This window comes from Citrobacter sp. Ct235, assembly GCF_030332305.1.
Taxonomy (GTDB): Bacteria; Pseudomonadota; Gammaproteobacteria; order Enterobacterales; family Enterobacteriaceae; genus Citrobacter_A; species Citrobacter_A telavivensis.
This window is the reverse complement of record NZ_JAOWIC010000047.1, coordinates 249,098-268,477: the sequence shown is the minus strand read 5'-3', so window position 1 is coordinate 268,477 and position 19,380 is coordinate 249,098. Positions and strand designations below refer to the sequence as shown.

Below are 19,380 nucleotides of genomic sequence, written 5' to 3'. Positions count from 1 at the left end.
CTGTACGCTGGGAGACGTTGTCGTATCTGGCTGATAACCGGTAATTTTCAGGGAGCGATTTTGAAGAAAGTCAGCATTATTGATGTCGCAAAGCAGGCGGGCGTCTCGGTTTCGACCGTCTCGCTGGTGTTACGCCAGAAAGGGAAAATCTCAGAGGCAACGATTGAGAAGGTCCATGCTGCCATCAATACGCTTGGCTATGTTCATAACATCGCCGCAGCGAATCTTCGCGCCAGTACGTCCAATCTGATCGGCCTGATCCTGCGCGATTTCAGCGACAGCTTTTCCATCAAGGTGATGGCAAGCATTGTTCAGGAGCTGGAACAGCAAGGCTTTATGGTTTTCCTGGGTCAGCCACAGGATGATCGGACAAGCCTGGAGCGCTGTTTTCTCTCTTTCAAGCAGCAAGGTGTGGCTGGCGTCATTTATCTGTCGTCGGACCCCACCCGTACAGCGCTACCTGAACAGGTGCGCCAGTGCCCTTTACCATTAGTTGTCGTATCGCAATCGCTGATTGAAGAAAACTGTAATCTGGTAATGCGCGATAATCGTCAGGCGGCGAGCCTTGCCACTCGCTATCTGATTGAACGCGGGCACCGCAGCATTGGCTATATTGGCGGTCGACCAGACTGTCTGATTCGCCAACAGAGATTACAGGGGTTTCGCAATACGCTGGCACAAAATGGCATGGTCTATAAAGAAGAATCGACTCCTGCTTGTGACGATGATACCCACGCCGCCAGCATTGCCACCCGCCATCTGTTGGAACAGAATAACACGATCACCGCTCTGCTTTGCCACTCACCGGCGGCGATGATTGGCTCTATCTCCGGCATTCATCAGGTTGGACGTACCCTCGGTAAAGACGTATTTCTGACCCAGCAGGTGGCGCTGATTGGTTTTGAAGATATGCTGCACGTAAATCTCACTTCTCCGTCGTTTACTTATGTCTCTTCCGCCAGTGAAGAGACCGGAAGACAGGCCGCCGGATTAATTATCGGCCAGCTCAGAGAACCAGAGAGACAGACGCAACGGATCACGCTGTCAGGTCAGCTTATCGCACGGGAATCTGCGTAGGAAAGAAAATGCCCGGCAAAACCGGGCATACGTTATGGAGCTCATTGACCTGCGGCAGGTTGTACATCAACAACAGTAATTTCGTAAACCATCGTCGAAGACGGCGGGATCTGCGGTGGCCGTCCTTGTTCCCCGTAAGCCAGTTCGGGCGGGACAGCCATAATCAACTTGCCACCTTTACTCATTTTGCTGAGCGCTGAATTAAAAAGTGGCGGGAAATTGCCCAGCGGCAACGCCAGCACCTTCCCACTCTTCATCATATCTTTAATAACTTTACCGCTGGAAAGGCTTTCCTTAACGGCAATCACCACCACATCCGTTGCCGCGATTTTACCCTGCCCTTTCTGGGTTATGCGGTAGTAGTAGCCCATATCTGCCCGTTTCGTTCCCGGCACGCGGCTAAAAGTACTGATGAAATTGTTACTCTGATTCGGTTTGGTGCTGGCACTCTTCTGCAGTTCCATTGCTTTCTTATTCATGACATCCAGCTCAGCCATGATCGTACTTTCCGGCACTTTAAATTTCCCTCTGATCGAGTCAGAAACCCCGCTTATCACCTGCGGCAGTTCCAGCAGGAACCCATCAGACTGAAAATTCGCCATCGCCCCTCTGACTTCCTGCCCCCACAGCGTCCCCAAGGCATAAGAACGAAGCTGTTCTTCAGAAGCAGGCACAGGCGTCGCGGCCTCAGCCTTTGTAGCCGTCAGCGTTAGAATTTGTTTATTCTGCGCATCCAGTTTCGCCGTCATTTCCTGGAGTTTCTTCTGTGCCTCATCCTGCTGCGTCTTGTTTTCCGTCAGCGTCTTCTTCGCGTTAGCCAGAGATTTATCGTTGTCGCTAAGGCTGGCGCGCAAATCAGTTATTTGTTTGAACTGCGCGGCACTCTGGTTCTGACTGTCGGTCAGTGATTGACTTAGCTTCGCCGTTTCATTCCGGCTTTTATCCAGTGACTGTTTCAGTTCAGCCACAGCGTTGCTGTCGCCTGCCTTTGCTTCCGCCAGTGCTTTGGCATTAGCCGCTTGCGCAGCCGTCAGTTCGGCAATCTGTTTATTCAACGCAACGCCCTGATTCTGGCTGTCGGTCAGCGCACTTTTCAGGGCCGCCGAGTCAGACTGGCTCTTTTCCAGAAACTGCTTCAGTTCAGCCACGGCGTTGCTGTCGCCTGCCTTTGCTTCCGCCAGTGCTTTGGCATTAGCCGTTTGCGCAGCCGTCAGTTCGGCAATCTGTTTATTCAACGCAACGCCCTGATTCTGGCTGTCGGTCAGCGCGTTTTTCAGGGCTGCCGTTTCATTCCGGCTTTTATCCAGTGACTGTTTCAGTTCAGCCACGGCATTGCTGTCGCCAGCTTTTGCTTCCGCCAGCGCTTTGGCATTAGCCACTTGCTCTGCCGTCAATTCTGCAATCTGTTTATTCAACGCAACGCCCTGATTCTGGCTGTCGGTCAGCGCGTTTTTCAGGGCCGCCGAGTCAGACTGGCTTTTGCCCAATGCTTGTTTCAGTTCAGCCACGGCGTTGCTGTCGCCAGCTTTTGCTTCCGCCAGTGCTTTGGCATTAGCCGTTTGCGCAGCCGTCAGTTCGGTAATCTGTTTATTCAACGCAACGCCCTGATTCTGGCTGTCGGTCAGCGCGTTTTTCAGGGCTGCCGTTTCATTCCGGCTTTTATCCAGTGACTGTTTCAGTTCAGCCACGGCATTGCTGTCGCCAGCTTTTGCTTCCGCCAGCGCTTTGGCATTAGCCACTTGCTCTGCCGTCAATTCTGCAATCTGTTTATTCAACGCAACGCCCTGATTCTGGCTGTCGGTCAGCGCGCTTTTCAGGGCCGCCGAGTCAGACTGGCTCTTTTCCAGAGACTGCTTCAGTTCAGCCATGGCGTTGCTGTCGCCTGCCTTTGCTTCCGCCAGTGCTTTGGCATTAGCCGCTTGCGCAGCCGTCAGATCGGCAATCTGTTTATTCAATACAGCGACCTGATTCTGGCTATCTGCCAATAGCTTTTTAAGTTGTATCAGCGCCTGACTGTCACGCATTTTCTCCGTGGCAAACTCAAGAGAATTTGCCACTTTCTCAGCAAGCTGGTCGGTCACCTTTTCTTTCAGTTTATTGATTTCATTCAAATTTTCTGCCAGTTGCTTTTGTTGTGCTGCGGTGGAGGTGTTACCTTTATCTTGTTCGCCACGTAAAGCCGTCAACTGGCTCGAGTTCTCTTCAAGTTGTTGATTTGCACTGTCCAACTGCTGTTGCAGAGTCGCGATTTGTTTTTGCGCATCGCGGAGCGACTGTTGAAGCGCAGCGTTCTCCTTCTCATTGACAGGAGCAATCCGAATACCACGCAAATCACGGTTATCCGTTTTTGACGTGTGTTTCTTAACGGTTCGCGGCGCTGAAATAACGGGGGCAGGTAGATTTATCGGCTTTTCTGTCAGCAAGGCGGGAATATCACTAGTCTGAGAGGTGATAACATCCAACGACTGTACAGCGGCTGCATTATCTCTGGCAAAAACGTCACCAACAGTAACACTACAAATCACTAAAGGAAGAGTAAAAAAAAAAGAGGTTTTATTTTTAACACGATCATTTAAAACTCTCTCCCCTGTTAATTAAAGATTGACGAACGGTTTGTTCAATATCGCTGCACAGCTTTTGTGTTTTATATTTATACAGCGCATCCATGGTATCCCGCGTTTGTGAACCGATATCCTCGCGCACGGACGTATAGACAGACGCACTATCCAGCAATTGTTCAAAGTCCGCTTTCTTTTTAGCATATTGACGCTGATTCACTTTAGAAAGAGCAACAAGTTCTTTCTGGCAGAGAGAAGCCGCACCTTCAGAGGCCCCGACGCTTGCTGCTTCTGGCGTAACAGGCGTTATCTGAGGCGAAGGCAATGGCGCGGATACAACGGAAGCTGAGGAATTTTTCCCTGCTAATGACTGAGATTGCGAACGATGCTGACAGCCGGTAAGAAAAACCGGAGTTATTATTAGTAATATATTTAACGCCCTTTTGACATATCTGTTCGATTTACGATAAGTCGTCACAATAAAGCCCCTCAAAAACGGCTGTCTGCTAATGTAGAAAAAATGAAGAATAGAGTATCTTCTGATTATGCACATTTAAAAAAGTGCTACACAATGCTTCATTATCAAAAAAAATCACTTTAGGATTTCATTCAGAACCCAAACACATTCACAGAAACGTTATTAATCAAAAACATTATTCACGTGGAAAATACATCTCACCAGGGATATATTAATGTATTCACTTATTTCGGATAATTGTTATGCCAACCATTATTACCCACGCCGCCGTCCCGATTTGCCTTGGACTGGGTCTGGGGTTGAAAGTAATCCCCCCACGCTTACTGTTTGTCGGGATCGCTCTTGCGATGCTGCCGGACGCCGACGTGCTTTCGTTTAAACTCGGGGTGTCTTATGGAAACGTGTTTGGACATCGCGGGTTTACCCATTCGCTACTGTTCGCGTTACTGGTTCCGTTACTCTGCGTGTGGGTGGGGCGACGATGGTTTAAAGCCGGGTTAATACGCTGCTGGTTATTTTTGACGGTTTCACTGCTGTCGCACAGCCTGCTGGATTCGATAACCACCGGTGGCAAAGGCGTAGGCTGGCTGTGGCCGTGGTCAAACGAACGCTTCTTTGCGCCGTGGCAGGTGATTAAGGTCGCGCCGTTTGCCCTGTCGCGCTATACCACGCCATACGGGCATCAGGTCATTCTTTCCGAGTTATTGTGGGTATGGTTGCCGGGAGCGATGTTGATGGGAGTGCTGTGGTGGTACAGGAAGCATTAAATTACCGGAGCGCGTTGCCGGATGACGACGCAACGCGTTTTATCCGGCACGGCTCCCGTATTTTCCAGGCCGGATAAGGCATCAGCCGCCATCCGGCAAGAACATTACTTACGGCGCCAGGTGGTTCCCTGCGGACCATCTTCCAGCACAATGCCCATCTCATTTAGACGATCGCGCGCCGCATCCGCAGCCGCCCAGTCTTTGGCTTTACGGGCATCCAGGCGTTGTTGAATCAACGCTTCAATTTCTGCGACTTCTCCGTCGTCCGCCTGTGCGCCGCTTTGCAGGAACGCCTCCGGATCCTGCTCCAGCAGTCCCAACACACCAGAAATCTTACGCAGGTGAGACGCCATCGCATTTGCTGCGGCCATATCCTCTGCCTTCAGACGGTTCACTTCACGCGCCATGTCGAACAGCACGGAGTATGCTTCGGGCGTGTTAAAATCGTCGTTCATCGCCTCAACAAAACGTGCTTCAAACGCCTCGCCTCCGGCGGGTGCGACAGACTTATCCGTCCCGCGCAGCGCGGTGTACAGACGCTCCAGCGCAGAACGCGCCTGCTTAAGGTTTTCTTCACTGTAGTTCAACTGGCTACGATAGTGGCCGGACATCAGGAAGTAGCGCACGGTTTCCGCGTCGTAGTACTTCAGCACGTCACGCACGGTAAAGAAGTTACCCAGCGATTTGGACATCTTCTCGCGGTCAACCATCACCATCCCGGAGTGCATCCAGTAGTTCACATACTCACCGTCATGCGCGCAGGTGGACTGGGCAATTTCGTTTTCGTGGTGCGGGAACATCAGGTCAGAACCGCCGCCGTGGATATCAAAGTGGTTACCCAACTGTTTGCAGTTCATCGCGGAACACTCAATGTGCCAGCCAGGACGGCCTGCGCCCCACGGTGACGGCCAGCTCGGCTCGCCCTCTTTGGACATCTTCCACAACACGAAGTCCATCGGGTTATGCTTCACATCCACCACGTCCACGCGCGCACCGGCCTGCAGTTGATCCAGATCCTGGCGTGACAGTTGCCCGTAGTTCGGGTCGGTCGGGACATCGAACATCACGTCGCCGTTGTCCGCCACATAGGCATGGCCTTTGGCAATCAGCTGTTCAGTGATTTCGATAATTTCGGCGATATGATGGGTCGCGCGCGGCTCCAGGTCCGGACGCAGAATATTTAACGCATCAAAATCGTTGTGCATCTCGGCGATCATACGATCCACCAGCGCAACAAAGCTTTCGCCATTTTCATTAGCGCGCTTAATGATTTTATCGTCGATATCGGTAATGTTACGCACATACTTCAGCTTGTAGCCCAGGAAGCGCAGATAGCGAGCAACCACGTCAAACGCCACAAACGTACGGCCATGACCAATATGACAGAGATCGTAAACGGTAATACCACACACGTACATGCCGACTTCCCCGGCATGAATAGGTTTGAATTCCTCTTTTTGGCGCGTCAGTGTATTAAAGATTTTTAACATCGAAGATTCCGTGTAAGACGTGTGTGGATAACAAAGTCTGTATAATACCCATAATTGGGACGGGAAGCAGCACACTTTGCGAGGTGATCGCAGCGTGCGGTTATGCTATAACACCTCCCTAACTCTGACCCTTCGTTGGGTTAAAGCACCACTATATCGGAACAGGATGCAAAAATGGTTACTTTCCACACTAATCACGGCGATATCGTAATCAAAACGTTTGATGATAAAGCGCCTGAAACAGTTAAAAACTTCCTGGACTACTGTCGCGAAGGTTTTTACAACAACACCATTTTCCACCGTGTGATTAACGGTTTTATGATTCAGGGCGGCGGTTTTGAACCTGGCATGAAACAGAAAGCCACCAAAGACGCTATCAAAAACGAAGCTAACAACGGTCTGAAAAATACCCGTGGCACACTGGCAATGGCGCGTACTCAGGCTCCGCACTCCGCGACGGCGCAGTTCTTCATCAACGTAGCCGACAACGATTTCCTGAACTTCTCCGCCGAAAGCATGCAGGGCTGGGGCTACTGTGTATTTGCAGAAGTGGTTGAAGGTATGGACGTTGTAGACAAAATCAAAGGCGTGTCTACCGGTCGCAGTGGCATGCACCAGGACGTACCGAAAGAAGACGTGATTATCGAAAACGTGACCGTCAGCGAGTAATTGTGACGACACTGTTTATTGCAGATCTTCATCTCTGCACGGAAGAACCGGCGATCACCGCCGGTTTTCTGCGTTTTTTAGCCGGTGAAGCCCGTCAGGCTGACGCGCTGTATATCCTGGGCGACCTGTTCGAAGCCTGGATTGGCGATGACGATCCCAACCCGCTACACCATGAAATGGCCGCCGCCATTAAAGCGGTTGTCGAATCCGGCGTCCCCTGTTTTTTCATTCACGGCAACCGTGACTTTCTGATTGGCAAGCGCTTTGCCCGTGAAAGCGGCATGACGCTGCTCCCCCAGGAAAACGTGCTCGATCTGTACGGTCGACGGGTACTCATCATGCACGGCGATACGCTGTGTACCGACGATGCGGGTTATCAGGCGTTTCGCGCGAAAGTCCATCAGCCCTGGCTGCAAACGCTGTTCCTTGCCCTGCCGCTGTTTATACGCAAGCGTGTGGCCGCCAGGATGCGAGCCAACAGCAAAGCCGCCAATAGCAGCAAATCACTGGAGATCATGGACGTCAACAAACATACGGTTGTCGCTGAGATGGAAAAACACCACGTCCAGTGGCTGATTCACGGTCATACCCACCGCCCTGATGTTCACGCGCTCACCGTCAACGGCGAACCCGCCTTCCGCGTCGTATTAGGTGCCTGGCATAGTGAAGGCTCGATGGTCAAAGTCACGCCGGACGATGTGGAGCTGATCGCTTTCCCGTTTTGAAAAAAACATCCTCATTATAAAATAATGACCCAGATCATTACCCTCTAAGTTTGGATGGCTATGCTAAAACAAATTTAAGAATTAAGGGTAATGATGAATATTGATCAGGATTTTATCCGTACTACGGTACTTAGTTTTCATCGGAGCTTAATGAGAGATGGTTTTTTATGTGACCATTCAGAACTTTTACCTTTAAATGGTAACTATGATGACGAGGTATACCAAAAAATATATGCTTTAAAATACCTCCCTGCTTATTATTTTGAGTACTGTATTTTAGCTAACTCACTTCAGAAAAGGCTAAGTAAAAATAACGTAACCGACGTCAACATTGCCTCTATGGGGTGTGGGTTATATCCCGATTACTTTGCCCTCCTTCATAACCTTGATGGCATTAACTTTAACTATTATGGCTATGATGTATGTCGCTGGAAAGCTCGGCGACTACTGCCAGAAGGAAATGACAATTTATATCTGACATCGCGTTCTGTTAATCAAATCAGCACTAAGATTCTGGGGAAATTTGATGTGTTTATTTTCCCGAAATCAATTAAGGATATTGAGCAGTCATCAGATATTGAACACCTCGCTCAGGAAATTTCAAAAACTAAAAAAGATAAACTCTACTTTCTCAATTCTTATGTCAATACTTCACTTGATCAAACCAGTGCACATGTCAAAATTTTCGAACACATCCATAATGAATTAATCCGCCATGATTTTCAGACTGCGGATAAACACACCGTCACTCAATACATGGGGCATGCCAATACGGGTTTAAAAGCGATAGATGTCCACTTTGATTATCCAAAAGAATGTATAGTACTTTGCCAGGACAAAGATAATGAATGTAGATGCAAGGTCAGAGATTATCCTATCTTAACGAACAGATATCTTGACTATCAAATACTGGAATATACGCGATGATCATTAGCGCCAGCCGTCGCACCGATATACCCGCTTTCTACAGTGAGTGGTTAATGAACCGCATTCGCGCGGGTTTTTTGCTGACCCGAAATCCCTTTAACTATCACCAGGTCTCTCGGGTGTCATTGCTTCCTGAAGATGTTGATGCGATCGTATTCTGGACACGCAATCCTACGAAACTGCTCCCTTATCTTGATGAACTCTCGGAGATCGGCCACCGTTTTTACTTCCAGTTCACCCTCACCGGATATCCGCGGTTGATTGAGTCTAAAACCTTAAATCCGCATAAAGCACTCGAGGTTTTTAAACGACTGTCAGAAAAGATTGGCGCTGAAAAAGTCATCTGGCGTTATGACCCTATTCTTTTTTCAAACCTTCTTCCTTTTGACGAACATGTTCGCCTGTTCAGTAAGATCGCCACCGAATTAGAAGGTCATACCCGACGCGTCGTGATTAGCTTCGCTGATTTTTATCAAAAGACGGAAAAAAACCTTAAGGCTATTGATTCGCTCATATACAGCGATATCACACAAAACCATGAACTCTGTTTAACGCTGTCGCAAAGATTATCAGAAATTGCCCGACAACACGGACTGGATATCTACTCCTGCGCCGAAGAAGTCAATCTTACCGGGCAAGGCATTCAGCACGGTAAGTGTATTGATGAGGCGCTAATTAATGACTTATTTGGCTTATTCATACCCAATAGCAAAGATTCAGGTCAACGTGAGGCCTGTGGATGTGTGAAGAGCATAGACATCGGTACCTACAACACCTGTCTGCATGGATGTCAGTATTGCTACGCGACCTACAATCAGAATCAAGCCAACAGCAATTTCAAAAAGCACTCTCCAGAGAGTCCTTTTTTGTTAGGGGGTACAGATGGGGTTGATCCGCTTCTGCTAGAACCGGTACGTTTCCAGCCAACACTATTTTGACGCCGTCAGAGGCCTTAAAATCCAGGCACGCAACCGTTTTCCTTGCCGATATAACGTGCTATTCTTTGTGGCCTCAAAAGCAGTGTGTCCCGCACCACAGGAGTTTTCAGACGCATGTCTTCCCGCAATAATCCGGCGCGTGTCGCCATCGTGATGGGGTCCAAAAGTGACTGGGCTACCATGCAGTTCGCCGCCGAAATTTTTGAAATCCTGGACGTCCCGCACCACGTTGAAGTGGTTTCTGCCCACCGCACCCCCGATAAACTGTTCAGCTTTGCCGAAAGCGCTGAAGAGAACGGCTATCAGGTGATTATTGCTGGCGCGGGTGGCGCAGCCCATCTTCCAGGTATGATTGCGGCGAAAACGCTGGTGCCGGTACTGGGTGTTCCTGTACAAAGCGCGGCGCTAAGCGGCGTCGACAGTCTGTACTCTATCGTACAGATGCCACGCGGCATTCCGGTCGGTACGCTGGCGATTGGTAAAGCGGGTGCGGCTAACGCAGCACTACTGGCAGCGCAGATCCTGGCGACGCACGATAAAGCGCTGCATCAGCGCCTGACCGACTGGCGCAACGCGCAAACGGATGAGGTGCTGGAGAATCCGGATCCGCGAGGTGCGGCATGAAACAGGTTTGCGTACTGGGCAACGGTCAGTTAGGACGTATGCTGCGTCAGGCTGGTGAACCGCTGGGCATCGCCGTCTGGCCAGTTGGCCTGGATGCGGAACCGGCCGCCGTCCCTTTTCAGCAGAGCGTAATTACCGCAGAAATCGAGCGCTGGCCGGAAACCGCCTTAACGCGTGAACTGGCACGTCATCCGGCCTTCGTGAACCGCGATGTCTTCCCGATCATTGCTGACCGTCTGACGCAAAAACAGCTTTTCGATAAGCTCGACCTGGCGACCGCCCCGTGGCAGCTGCTGGCGGACAAAAGCGAATGGCCCGCCATTTTTAACCGTTTAGGCGAACTGGCCATTGTGAAACGTCGCGTCGGCGGTTATGACGGCCGTGGTCAGTGGCGTTTACGCGCCAGTGAAACCGATCAACTGCCGGATGACAACTACGGCGAATGCATTGTCGAGCAGGGTATCAACTTCTCAGGTGAAGTGTCCCTCGTCGGCGCGCGCGCGCATGACGGCAGCACGGTGTTCTACCCGCTGACGCGTAACCTGCATCAGGACGGCATTCTGCGCACCAGCGTCGCCTTCCCGCGGGCTGATGCAAAACAGCAGGCGCAGGCCGAATCGATGCTTTCCGCTATCATGCAGGAACTGGGCTACGTCGGCGTGATGGCGATGGAGTGTTTTGTCACTCCGGAAGGGCTGCTGATCAACGAACTGGCCCCGCGCGTGCATAACAGCGGTCACTGGACGCAAAACGGTGCCAGCATCAGCCAGTTTGAGCTGCATCTGCGGGCGATTACCGGTCTGCCGCTACCGGCACCGGTGGTCGACAGTCCGTCGGTAATGGTGAATCTGATTGGCAGCGACCTCAATTACGACTGGCTGAAACTGCCGTTAGTGCATCTGCACTGGTACGACAAAGAAGTGCGTCCGGGGCGCAAAGTCGGTCACCTGAATCTGACCGACAGCGACACTGCGCGCCTGAGCGCCACGCTGGAAGCGCTCTCCCCGCTGCTGCCGACGGAATACGCCAGCGGTATCCTCTGGGCACAAACTCAGCTCAAATAAGCCTTATATCGCGGGGAAGTTTAACTTATGCTTCCCCGCCCTCTCCTTCAGCGCGTAAAATCCCGCCCATTGCTGTTTGTTTTTTTCAGGATTTAACATGAACGATGGAACGGACTATCGCGCGATCCTTACCGCCGATACGCCTTTAATCGATGTCCGCGCGCCGGTTGAATTTCAACAGGGCGCAATGCCGGGCGCGATAAATTTGCCCTTAATGAATGATGACGAGCGCGCCGCCGTGGGTACCTGCTATAAACGCCAGGGGCCGGAAGCCGCGCTTGAACTCGGTCATCAACTTGTCTGCGGTGACATTCGCCAGCAGCGTCTGGATGCCTGGCGCGAAGCCTGCCGGCAACACCCGCAGGGCTACCTCTGCTGCGCCCGGGGCGGTCAGCGCTCCCACATTGTCCAGCAATGGCTACGCGAGTCTGGCGTGGATTACCCGTTGATCGAAGGCGGCTACAAGGCGCTACGCCAGGCCGCGATTGCCGCCACGGAAGAACAGGTGCAAAAACCGACTGTGCTGATTGGCGGCTGCACCGGCAATGGCAAAACGCAGCTGGTGCAACAGCAGGAAAACGGGGTGGATCTCGAGGGCCTGGCCCGTCATCGCGGCTCCTCTTTTGGCCGCACTCTGGAACCCCAGCTCAGTCAGGCAAGTTTCGAAAATCTACTGGCGGTGACGCTTCTCAAAAAGCAGGCCACGCGCTGGGTGCTGGAAGATGAAGGCCGGATGATTGGCTCTAACCATCTGCCGGAATGTCTGCGCGAGCGCATGGCCCAGGCCACTATCGCCGTGATTGACGATCCGTTCGAGCGGCGTCTTGAGCGCCTGCGTGAAGAGTATTTTGTGCGAATGCATCATGATTTCACCCATGCGTATGGTGAAGAGCAGGGATGGCGGGAATACAGCGACTATCTGCATCATGGGCTTTGTGCAATTAAGCGGCGTCTGGGTTTACAGCGATTCAACGAGTTGACCGCAAAGCTGGACGTGGCGCTGGATGAGCAGCGTCGAACCGGCAGCACCGAGACGCATTTCAGCTGGTTAGTGCCGCTGCTGGAAGAGTATTACGATCCGATGTATCGCTATCAGTTGGATAAGAAAGCCGGGAAGGTTGTTTTTCGCGGGACATTTGAAGAGGTTGCTCAGTGGCTGAGCCACTAAAAATTGCCGGATGGCGACGCGCACACGTCTTATCCGGCCTACAAATCACCACAGTCCTCCAGGCCCGGTAAGCGTCAGCGTCACCGGGCACAGCATCAGACTCAGAAGTCGTAACGCAGACGCACCAGGTTCATATCGCCCAGGTTGTCGGTGCTGGAGGTAAAGACGTGTTCGTAATCAACACGGAAACCGTAATCCAGCTGGAAGCTGATACCCACCCCGTTGTCGGTACGCAGGTAGTTGCGACCATTCACGTATTCAATGCGATCGCCCATGAAGTACGGCTGAACGGATTTCAACGCATACTGGTTGATTGGGAATTTATAGCCTGCAAAGTATTCCAGACCCCACGCATCACCGGCAAAGTAATCGTTAACAGACACTTTTTTGGTGGTCATAAAGTTCTGGTACCAGCCGCCGCCCAGGGAGAAGGTCCAGTTATCCGGCGTCCAGCTCAGCGCGGTACCCACGATGTTCTGATCGTACGTTTTGTTGCTGTTACCACGTATTTCCGCACGGGTGTAGTTCCACGCCGTACCCCAGCTCAGATCGTCAGTAATATGATAATCCGCACCCAGTGAACCGCCACCTTTACGTTTGTAGTTCAGACCATTGTTCGGGTTGTAGTCATCGCTGAACAGGTAAGAAGCGTAGAGATCGACATCGCCAACCGTTTTCTTATATTTCAGCATCTTGCGGGAACGGTAAGAACCGTCGTAGTCGCCGTTAATCCCGTTACCCGGTGCCTGACCAATCATGTCGTAGTCCCAGATATCGGTTTTTGCACCGACCACATCGTAGTAGATGCTGTTCTGTTGACCGAAGGTCAGCGTACCCCAGGTATTACTCTTCAGACCGGTGTACAGCATACGACGGGTGGTGTCGTGTGCGCCGTCTGCATAGTGGTTGTCCCAGTTGAACTGCGCCGGAATGTTGACGCCCAGCTCGTAGAAGCTGATCCAACTGATGTCATCAAACAGATAGTAATCTGCCGCGAAGCGGAAACGAGTGCCGCCGTCGAAGCCATTACGCTTATAGCCATTTGCGCCGTCATCGCCCGTCATGTTCTGGAACTGAGGACGAATACTCCCGCCAACGGTAAAGTTGAGACGGCTCAGCGGATTGCCCGCCTGCGGATCTTGTTTCAGAACGGTGATTTCCGCCTGAGAGGCGAAAGACGTCAATGCCACTGCTGCGCCGATCGATGCCGCCAGCGCTGTTGTTTTTATAGTCATTATTTTTCCTTGATAGATTTCCTGCTAACTATTCAGCAATTGAATATTAACTGGTATTAACACTGACGTGTTGGCGGGTTTTTAATGATTTGTGCCGTTAAACAGCGAGGGGTTATCAATTTATGCTACTAAGAAAGTACGCGCCAGCATAAAAACCGGCGCGTCATTATCACGGAGTTAAACAGTAAACTGGCGGAACAACGCTTTCCCTTTCAGGAGACGGATACCGAGCCAGCCACCGCAAAGAGAAAGTAAAAGCGCACCACAGACCGGCAGGACAATCCACAAGCGCCAGTCAGGTTCCCACGGGAAGTCAAACACCCGGGTTTGCAGCACCGCCAGCGCGGTTTCTGCGCCAATGGACGCCACCAGCCCGGAGACCATCCCCAGCATGGCGAATTCGCACCACAGCGTAGTACGCAAGAGTTTCTTACCCGCGCCTAATGTACGCCAGACCACCAGTTCCTGATGGCGCTGACGCATATCGACCTGCACCTGCGCCAGTAACAGCAGCATGCCGCAGGCGGTCACCAGCACGACCATCACTTCCAGCGCCCGACTGACCTGCTCCAGCACCTGCCCCACCTGTTTAAGGATCGCGCCGATGTCTAACAGGCTGATGGTCGGGAACTCACGGTTAAGCTGCGTCAGCATGCCGTTGCCGTTCTCCCAACGAAAGCTGGTCAGCCAGCTCTGCGGCTGTCCATCCAGCGCGCCGGAGGGGAAGATAAAGAAAAAGTTAGGTCGCAGGCTCTCCCAATCCACCCGACGCAAACTGGTTACCTTTGCGCTGAACTCCTGGGTGTCGCCCATAAAGGTTACGCTGTCGCCAAGGGAGATGTTCAGCCGTTTTGCCAGCCCCTCTTCCATCGACACCTCGCCTTTTGCTGGCGGCCAGTTGCCGGCGGTGATCGGGTTGTGGTCAGGACGACTCTCCTGCCAGGTCAGGTTCAGTTCGCGATTCAGGGACTCATCCTGCCCGCCTTCGGTTGGCGTATTGTTTATCGCCGTCAACCGCGCCCGCACAATCGGATAGAACGCTTCCGGGATCACCTGATGCTCTGAGAGAAATGCCTTCACCTGTGGCACCTGTTCAGAGGCAATGTTGATCAGAAAATAGTTGGGACTTTCCGGCGGAAGCTGCTGCTGCCAGCGATCCAGCAGATCGCCGCGTAATACCAGCAGCAGCGCCAGCAGCATAAACGACAGTGAAAACGCCGACAGCTGGCTCAGGGTCGACCACGGCTGACGCAGCAGGCGACTGACCGCGAGGCGGAGCGGCAGCGCCGATAGCGTCATTCCACGCAGAACGTTCAGCAGCATCCAACCCAGCACGCCACACAGCAGCGCCAGTACCACCGCTCCCGCCAGCACCGCCCACAGCAGCGGACTTCCGCCCATTAATCCGGCCAGTAACAGCACCACCACTACGGTCACGATCGGCAAATAGAATTTCAGCGGCCAGACGTTTGCCACCACGTCACGACGCAATACGCGCAGCGGTTGGGTGGCGAGCAACAAGCGATACGGACGCAAACCGACCAGCAGTGAAATCACCGTCATGGTCCCCAACGCCCAGATCCACGGCCAGAAACTGGCAGGCGGCAGCGCGGCAGGCAGCACCGGTTTGAGCAGCACCATCAGCATCTTTTCAAATAGCAGGCCGATCGCCCCACCCGTCACGGCGGAAAGGACCAGCACCATTAGCCACTGCCCGACGATCAGTTTTCGCAGTTGCGCCCTGCCCGCACCGAGCGTTTTCAGAATCGCCACCAGATCGTAACGGCTGCGACAGTAGTGATTCATCGCCACCGCTACCGCAGCGACGGCCAGCAACAGCGTTAATAGCGCAGAAAGGAGGAGAAACTGTTGCGAACGCTCGAGGGATTTCCCCAGCGCGCCTTCATCCTGCTCAAGTCCGTACCAGCGATGTTCCGGCTTCAGCTGCGGTAGCAACCACTTTTCGTAGCCATCAAGCTGTTGCGGCGTACCGCCAAATTTATAGCGCCATGTAACGCGACTGCCAGGCTGTACGGCACCGGTTTTTGCAACGTCCGCCGTATTCATTAACAGGCGCGGGGCCATCTGGAAGGGGTTAAAGCCGGAGTCCGGCTCCTGCACCACTTCACCGGCAATGCGCAGCGTGGCGTCGCCGACATCAATGGTGTCGCCGGTTTTCAGATTCAGCAACGCCATCAACCGCGGTGCCAGCAGTACCGTTCCCGACAGCGGTTTGAGTCCCGGAGGGTTGGTTTCCAGCTCGCCGTACATCGGATAGATGTCATCGACCGCTTTGACATTCGCCAGCTGTGGCGTGTCACCGGCAAAGGTCATCGTGGCAAAGGTCAGTTGCTCTCCCACCTTCAGACCGCGCTTACGCGCTTCATCAATCCACGCCTGCGGCACCTCGCGCGAGCTGCGCAGTGCCCGGTCGCCCGCCATAAACTCACGGCTTTGCTGACTTAGCCCTTTTTCCATACGATCGCTGATATTGCCCAGCGCCAGCACGCAGGCCACCGCCAGACTCAGTGCCAGCCAGACAATCAACAGCGATGGCGAGCGCCATTCGCGCCAGAACCAGCGTGCGATCATGCCTCCTCCTGCAATTGTCCATTCACCAGCCGCAATCGTCGGTTACAGCGCGCCGCCAGTTGCGGATCGTGAGTCACCAGGATGAGCGTGGTGCCATGCTCGCGGTTAAGCGAAAAGAGCAGATCGGCAATTTTCTCGCCGGTCTGCCGGTCGAGGTTACCCGTCGGCTCATCGGCAAACAGTACGTCCGGACGGCCATTAAAAGCGCGCGCCAGCGCCACGCGCTGCTGCTCACCACCGGAAAGCTGTGCCGGAAGATGGTCCAGACGCTTACCCAGTCCCAGTTGCTCAAGCAGTGCTTTCGCCCCCGCTTTACTTTGTCCGCTGTTTTCGCCGCGCAGCAGTGCGGGAAGTTCGACGTTCTCCAGCGCGTTCAGCGTGGGAATCAACATAAATGACTGAAAGACAAAGCCAACATGCTCCGCGCGCAGCTGGGCCCTGGCCTCCTCATCCATCTGGTGTAACGGTTTACCCACCAGATTGACTTCGCCGTTGGTACCGTCATCCAGTCCAGCGAGGATCGCCAGCAGCGTGGATTTCCCTGAACCCGACTCGCCAATCAGCGCAATAGTCTCAGCGCGTTTGACAACCAGTTCAACTCCGGTAAGGATGGAAAGCTCGTGCTCCCCCTGACCGACGGACTTCTTAAGATGATGAACTTCAACAATGTTTTCCGCTGGCATTTGCCTTTCCTGTTCCTGATCCTGTTTACCTGTCGGGCCGCTGCGGCTGACACGTTGTTAATTCTCGGCGACAGCCTGAGCGCCGGATACCGAATGTCCGCCAGTGCCGCCTGGCCTGCGCTGCTCAACGATAAATGGCAGAGCAAAACCACCGTGGTGAACGCCAGCATCAGCGGCGACACCTCCCAGCAAGCGCTGGCGCGTCTGCCTGCGCTGCTCAAGCAGCATCAACCGCGCTGGGTGCTGGTTGAGCTGGGCGGCAACGATGGGCTGCGCGGCTTTGCGCCGCAACAGACCGAACAGACGCTGCGTACCATCGTGCAGGACGTTAAGGCAGCGAACGCCGAGCCGCTGCTGATGCAAATTCGCCTGCCCGCAAACTACGGTCGTCGGTATAATGAAACCTTCAGCGCGCTCTATCCAAAGCTCGCCAAAGAGTTTGATATTCCTCTGTTACCCTTTTTTATGGAAGAGGTCTATCTAAAACCGCAATGGATGCAGGATGATGGTATTCATCCTAACCGCGACGCCCAGCCGTTTATCGCCGACTGGATGGCGAAGCAGTTGAGTCCTTTAGTAAAACACGAGTCTTAATTCAACGGAGATCCTGACAGGTAAAGTTATGCAAAAATCGGTCTTAATAACAGGATGTTCCAGCGGTATCGGCCTGGAAAGCGCGCTTGAGCTAAAGCGCCAGGGCTTTCAGGTTCTCGCCGGCTGCCGTAAACCCGACGATGTCACGCGCATGAATAACATGGGATTCACCGGCGTATTGATCGACCTCGACTCTCCCGAGAGTGTGGATCGCGCCGCTGACGAGGTGATCGCCCTGACCGATAACTGCGTATACGGGATCTTTAACAATGCCGGATACGGCGTTTACGGTCCGCTGAACACCATCAGCCGCGCACAGATGGAGCAGCAATTTTCCGCCAATTTCTTTGGCGCGCACCAACTCACCATGCGCCTGTTACCGGCCATGCTGCCACACGGCGAAGGTCGGATCGTGATGACCTCCTCGGTGATGGGGTTGATCTCAACGCCTGGGCGCGGTGCCTACGCGGCCAGTAAATACGCGCTGGAAGCCTGGTCAGATGCGTTGCGCATGGAGCTGCGTCACAGCGGAATTAAAGTCAGCCTGATTGAACCCGGCCCCATCCGCACGCGTTTTACCGAAAACGTTAACCAGACCCAGAACGACAAACCGGTGGAAAACCCTGGTATTGCCGCACGTTTTACGCTCGATCCTGAAGCTGTCGTCGCCAAAGTGCGCCATGCTTTTGTCAGCGATAAACCCAAACTCCGTTATCCGGTCACGCTGGTGACCTGGGCCGTCATGCTGCTCAAACGCCTGCTGCCGGGACGCCTGATGGACAAAATTTTGCACGGATGAGTTGAAGCGTGCGCGTCAGCCCCCATGTAAAAAAGAAATCGACACAAGAGAGTGACTCCATGTCCACACAGAATATTGTCAACATTAACGAATCGAACCTGCAGCAGACCTTAGAACAGTCGATGACCACGCCGGTCCTGTTCTACTTCTGGTCTGAACGCAGCCAGCACTGCCTGCAGTTGACGCCGGTGCTGGAAAGCCTTGCTGCGCAGTACAACGGTCAGTTTATTCTGGCGAAACTCGACTGCGACGCCGAGCAGATGATCGCCTCTCAGTTTGGTCTGCGCGCCATTCCGACCGTCTATCTGTTCCAGAATGGTCAGCCGGTTGACGGCTTCCAGGGACCGCAGCCGGAAGAGGCGATTCGTGCCCTGCTCGACAAAGTGTTGCCGCGTGAAGAAGAGCTGAAAGCGCAACAGGCCATGCAACTGATGCAGGAAGGCAACTACATTGAAGCGCTGCCGCTGCTCAAAGATGCCTGGCAACTCTCTAACCAGAATGGTGAAATCGGCCTACTGCTGGCGGAAACACAAATCGCCCTCAACCGCTCCGAAGACGCGGAAGCCGTGCTGAAAACTATTCCGCTACAGGATCAGGACACCCGCTATCAGGGGCTGGTTGCGCAGATTGAACTGTTGAAACAGGCGGCGGATACGCCGGAGATTCAGCTATTGCAACAGCAGGTGGCGGAAAATCCGCAGGATGCCGGACTGGCAGCGCAGCTGGCGCTGCAACTGCATCAGGTCGGACGCAATGAAGAAGCTCTGGAACTGCTGTTCAGTCATCTGAAGAAAGATCTCGCCGCCGCAGACGGTCAGGCGCGTAAAACGTTCCAGGAAATTCTTGCCGCGCTCGGTACCGGCGATGCGCTGGCGTCAAAATATCGTCGTCAGTTGTACGCGTTGTTGTACTGATCTTTGTTGCCCGATGGCGCTACGCTTATCGGGCCTACAACCCGAACGCATCCGTAGGCCGGATAAGGCTTCAGCCGC

At 53.2% G+C, this 19,380-nt stretch carries 18 protein-coding genes; 12 read left to right on the top strand and 6 right to left on the bottom strand.

Translation table 11 applies throughout. From position 1 onward, the window contains the following. Positions 1-60 precede the first annotated feature (60 nt). On the top strand, positions 61-1,077 hold the full coding sequence (malI, locus tag OGY35_RS14340) for a Mal regulon transcriptional regulator MalI (protein ID WP_286632613.1): 1,017 nt from the start codon (positions 61-63) through the stop codon (positions 1,075-1,077). Between the two features lie 41 nt (positions 1,078-1,118). On the opposite strand, the gene OGY35_RS14335 is transcribed toward malI, so the two are convergent. Continuing rightward, positions 1,119-3,407, bottom strand: a complete 2,289-nt coding sequence (locus OGY35_RS14335; protein ID WP_286632612.1) for an FKBP-type peptidyl-prolyl cis-trans isomerase — start codon at positions 3,405-3,407, stop codon at positions 1,119-1,121. Positions 3,408-3,645: 238 nt separating this feature from the next. Beyond that, positions 3,646-4,113: a YuaE family lipoprotein gene (locus OGY35_RS14330; RefSeq protein WP_178824912.1), complete on the bottom strand. Its 468-nt coding sequence runs from the start codon at positions 4,111-4,113 to the stop codon at positions 3,646-3,648. A gap of 242 nt (positions 4,114-4,355) precedes the next feature. On the opposite strand from OGY35_RS14330, the gene OGY35_RS14325 reads away from it, so the two are divergent. Next, positions 4,356-4,880: a metal-dependent hydrolase gene (locus tag OGY35_RS14325; RefSeq protein WP_178824910.1), complete on the top strand. Its 525-nt coding sequence runs from the start codon at positions 4,356-4,358 to the stop codon at positions 4,878-4,880. A 104-nt stretch (positions 4,881-4,984) separates the two neighbouring features. Here OGY35_RS14325 and cysS read toward each other — a convergent pair whose 3' ends face one another. After that, positions 4,985-6,370, bottom strand: coding sequence for a cysteine--tRNA ligase (cysS, locus tag OGY35_RS14320; protein WP_286632611.1), 1,386 nt, complete (start codon positions 6,368-6,370; stop codon positions 4,985-4,987). A gap of 174 nt (positions 6,371-6,544) precedes the next feature. Between cysS and ppiB the strand changes: the two genes are divergently transcribed. From ppiB to mnmH, 7 genes are all read left to right on the top strand, one after another. Continuing rightward, a complete protein-coding gene (gene ppiB, locus OGY35_RS14315; RefSeq protein ID WP_042324369.1) occupies positions 6,545-7,039 on the top strand; it encodes a peptidylprolyl isomerase B in 495 nt (164 codons plus the stop codon). Between the two features lie 2 nt (positions 7,040-7,041). Further along, positions 7,042-7,764, top strand: coding sequence for a UDP-2,3-diacylglucosamine diphosphatase (gene lpxH / locus OGY35_RS14310; protein ID WP_286632610.1), 723 nt, complete (start codon positions 7,042-7,044; stop codon positions 7,762-7,764). A 90-nt stretch (positions 7,765-7,854) separates the two neighbouring features. Then, positions 7,855-8,691, top strand: coding sequence for a hypothetical protein (locus OGY35_RS14305; protein WP_286632609.1), 837 nt, complete (start codon positions 7,855-7,857; stop codon positions 8,689-8,691). After that, positions 8,688-9,629 (top strand): DUF1848 domain-containing protein, encoded by a 942-nt coding sequence (locus OGY35_RS14300; protein WP_152405594.1) that lies wholly within the window; start codon positions 8,688-8,690, stop codon positions 9,627-9,629. Before OGY35_RS14305 ends, OGY35_RS14300 begins: the two co-directional genes overlap by 4 nt. Positions 9,630-9,743: 114 nt before the next feature. Then, entirely contained in the window at positions 9,744-10,253 is a 510-nt protein-coding gene (gene purE / locus OGY35_RS14295) for a 5-(carboxyamino)imidazole ribonucleotide mutase (RefSeq protein WP_152405595.1), read from the top strand. Continuing rightward, positions 10,250-11,317: a 5-(carboxyamino)imidazole ribonucleotide synthase gene (gene purK / locus OGY35_RS14290; protein ID WP_286632608.1), complete on the top strand. Its 1,068-nt coding sequence runs from the start codon at positions 10,250-10,252 to the stop codon at positions 11,315-11,317. The genes purE and purK overlap by 4 nt, the downstream gene beginning before the upstream one ends. Positions 11,318-11,414: 97 nt before the next feature. Further along, positions 11,415-12,485: a tRNA 2-selenouridine(34) synthase MnmH gene (gene mnmH / locus OGY35_RS14285; RefSeq protein WP_286632607.1), complete on the top strand. Its 1,071-nt coding sequence runs from the start codon at positions 11,415-11,417 to the stop codon at positions 12,483-12,485. A gap of 101 nt (positions 12,486-12,586) precedes the next feature. Here the strand turns inward: mnmH and OGY35_RS14280 are convergent, their stop codons facing one another. From OGY35_RS14280 to ybbA, 3 genes are all read right to left on the bottom strand, one after another. Then, positions 12,587-13,720, bottom strand: coding sequence for a porin (locus OGY35_RS14280; protein WP_178824813.1), 1,134 nt, complete (start codon positions 13,718-13,720; stop codon positions 12,587-12,589). A gap of 177 nt (positions 13,721-13,897) precedes the next feature. Further along, positions 13,898-16,312, bottom strand: a complete 2,415-nt coding sequence (gene ybbP / locus OGY35_RS14275) for a putative ABC transporter permease subunit YbbP (RefSeq protein ID WP_286632606.1) — start codon at positions 16,310-16,312, stop codon at positions 13,898-13,900. Continuing rightward, a complete protein-coding gene (gene ybbA, locus OGY35_RS14270; RefSeq protein WP_286632605.1) occupies positions 16,309-16,995 on the bottom strand; it encodes a putative ABC transporter ATP-binding protein YbbA in 687 nt (228 codons plus the stop codon). Before ybbA ends, ybbP begins: the two co-directional genes overlap by 4 nt. Between ybbA and tesA the strand changes: the two genes are divergently transcribed. Genes tesA through cnoX form a run of 3 tightly spaced genes read left to right on the top strand, consistent with a single transcriptional unit; the run spans position 16,966 to position 19,302 of the window. Further along, entirely contained in the window at positions 16,966-17,589 is a 624-nt protein-coding gene (tesA, locus tag OGY35_RS14265) for a multifunctional acyl-CoA thioesterase I/protease I/lysophospholipase L1 (RefSeq protein ID WP_042324847.1), read from the top strand. The two genes, ybbA and tesA, sit on opposite strands and share 30 nt — an antisense overlap. 28 nt (positions 17,590-17,617) lie before the next feature. Next, positions 17,618-18,388: an SDR family oxidoreductase gene (locus OGY35_RS14260; RefSeq protein WP_286632604.1), complete on the top strand. Its 771-nt coding sequence runs from the start codon at positions 17,618-17,620 to the stop codon at positions 18,386-18,388. Positions 18,389-18,447: 59 nt separating this feature from the next. Further along, a complete protein-coding gene (cnoX, locus tag OGY35_RS14255; RefSeq protein WP_152405600.1) occupies positions 18,448-19,302 on the top strand; it encodes a chaperedoxin in 855 nt (284 codons plus the stop codon). Positions 19,303-19,380 lie beyond the last annotated feature (78 nt).

Bases quoted from the DNA above. Each gene is read 5' to 3' on its own strand.
- OGY35_RS14325 (WP_178824910.1), top strand. From the start codon at position 4,356: ATGCCAACCATTATTACCCACGCCGCCGTCCCGATTTGCCTTGGACTG.
- cysS (WP_286632611.1), bottom strand. From the start codon at position 6,370: ATGTTAAAAATCTTTAATACACTGACGCGCCAAAAAGAGGAATTCAAA.
- ppiB (WP_042324369.1), top strand. From the start codon at position 6,545: ATGGTTACTTTCCACACTAATCACGGCGATATCGTAATCAAAACGTTT.
- OGY35_RS14305 (WP_286632609.1), top strand. From the start codon at position 7,855: ATGATGAATATTGATCAGGATTTTATCCGTACTACGGTACTTAGTTTT.
- OGY35_RS14300 (WP_152405594.1), top strand. From the start codon at position 8,688: ATGATCATTAGCGCCAGCCGTCGCACCGATATACCCGCTTTCTACAGT.
- purE (WP_152405595.1), top strand. From the start codon at position 9,744: ATGTCTTCCCGCAATAATCCGGCGCGTGTCGCCATCGTGATGGGGTCC.
- purK (WP_286632608.1), top strand. From the start codon at position 10,250: ATGAAACAGGTTTGCGTACTGGGCAACGGTCAGTTAGGACGTATGCTG.
- mnmH (WP_286632607.1), top strand. From the start codon at position 11,415: ATGAACGATGGAACGGACTATCGCGCGATCCTTACCGCCGATACGCCT.
- OGY35_RS14280 (WP_178824813.1), bottom strand. From the start codon at position 13,720: ATGACTATAAAAACAACAGCGCTGGCGGCATCGATCGGCGCAGCAGTG.
- ybbP (WP_286632606.1), bottom strand. From the start codon at position 16,312: ATGATCGCACGCTGGTTCTGGCGCGAATGGCGCTCGCCATCGCTGTTG.
- tesA (WP_042324847.1), top strand. From the start codon at position 16,966: ATGAACTTCAACAATGTTTTCCGCTGGCATTTGCCTTTCCTGTTCCTG.
- ybbA (WP_286632605.1), bottom strand. From the start codon at position 16,995: ATGCCAGCGGAAAACATTGTTGAAGTTCATCATCTTAAGAAGTCCGTC.
- OGY35_RS14260 (WP_286632604.1), top strand. From the start codon at position 17,618: ATGCAAAAATCGGTCTTAATAACAGGATGTTCCAGCGGTATCGGCCTG.
- cnoX (WP_152405600.1), top strand. From the start codon at position 18,448: ATGTCCACACAGAATATTGTCAACATTAACGAATCGAACCTGCAGCAG.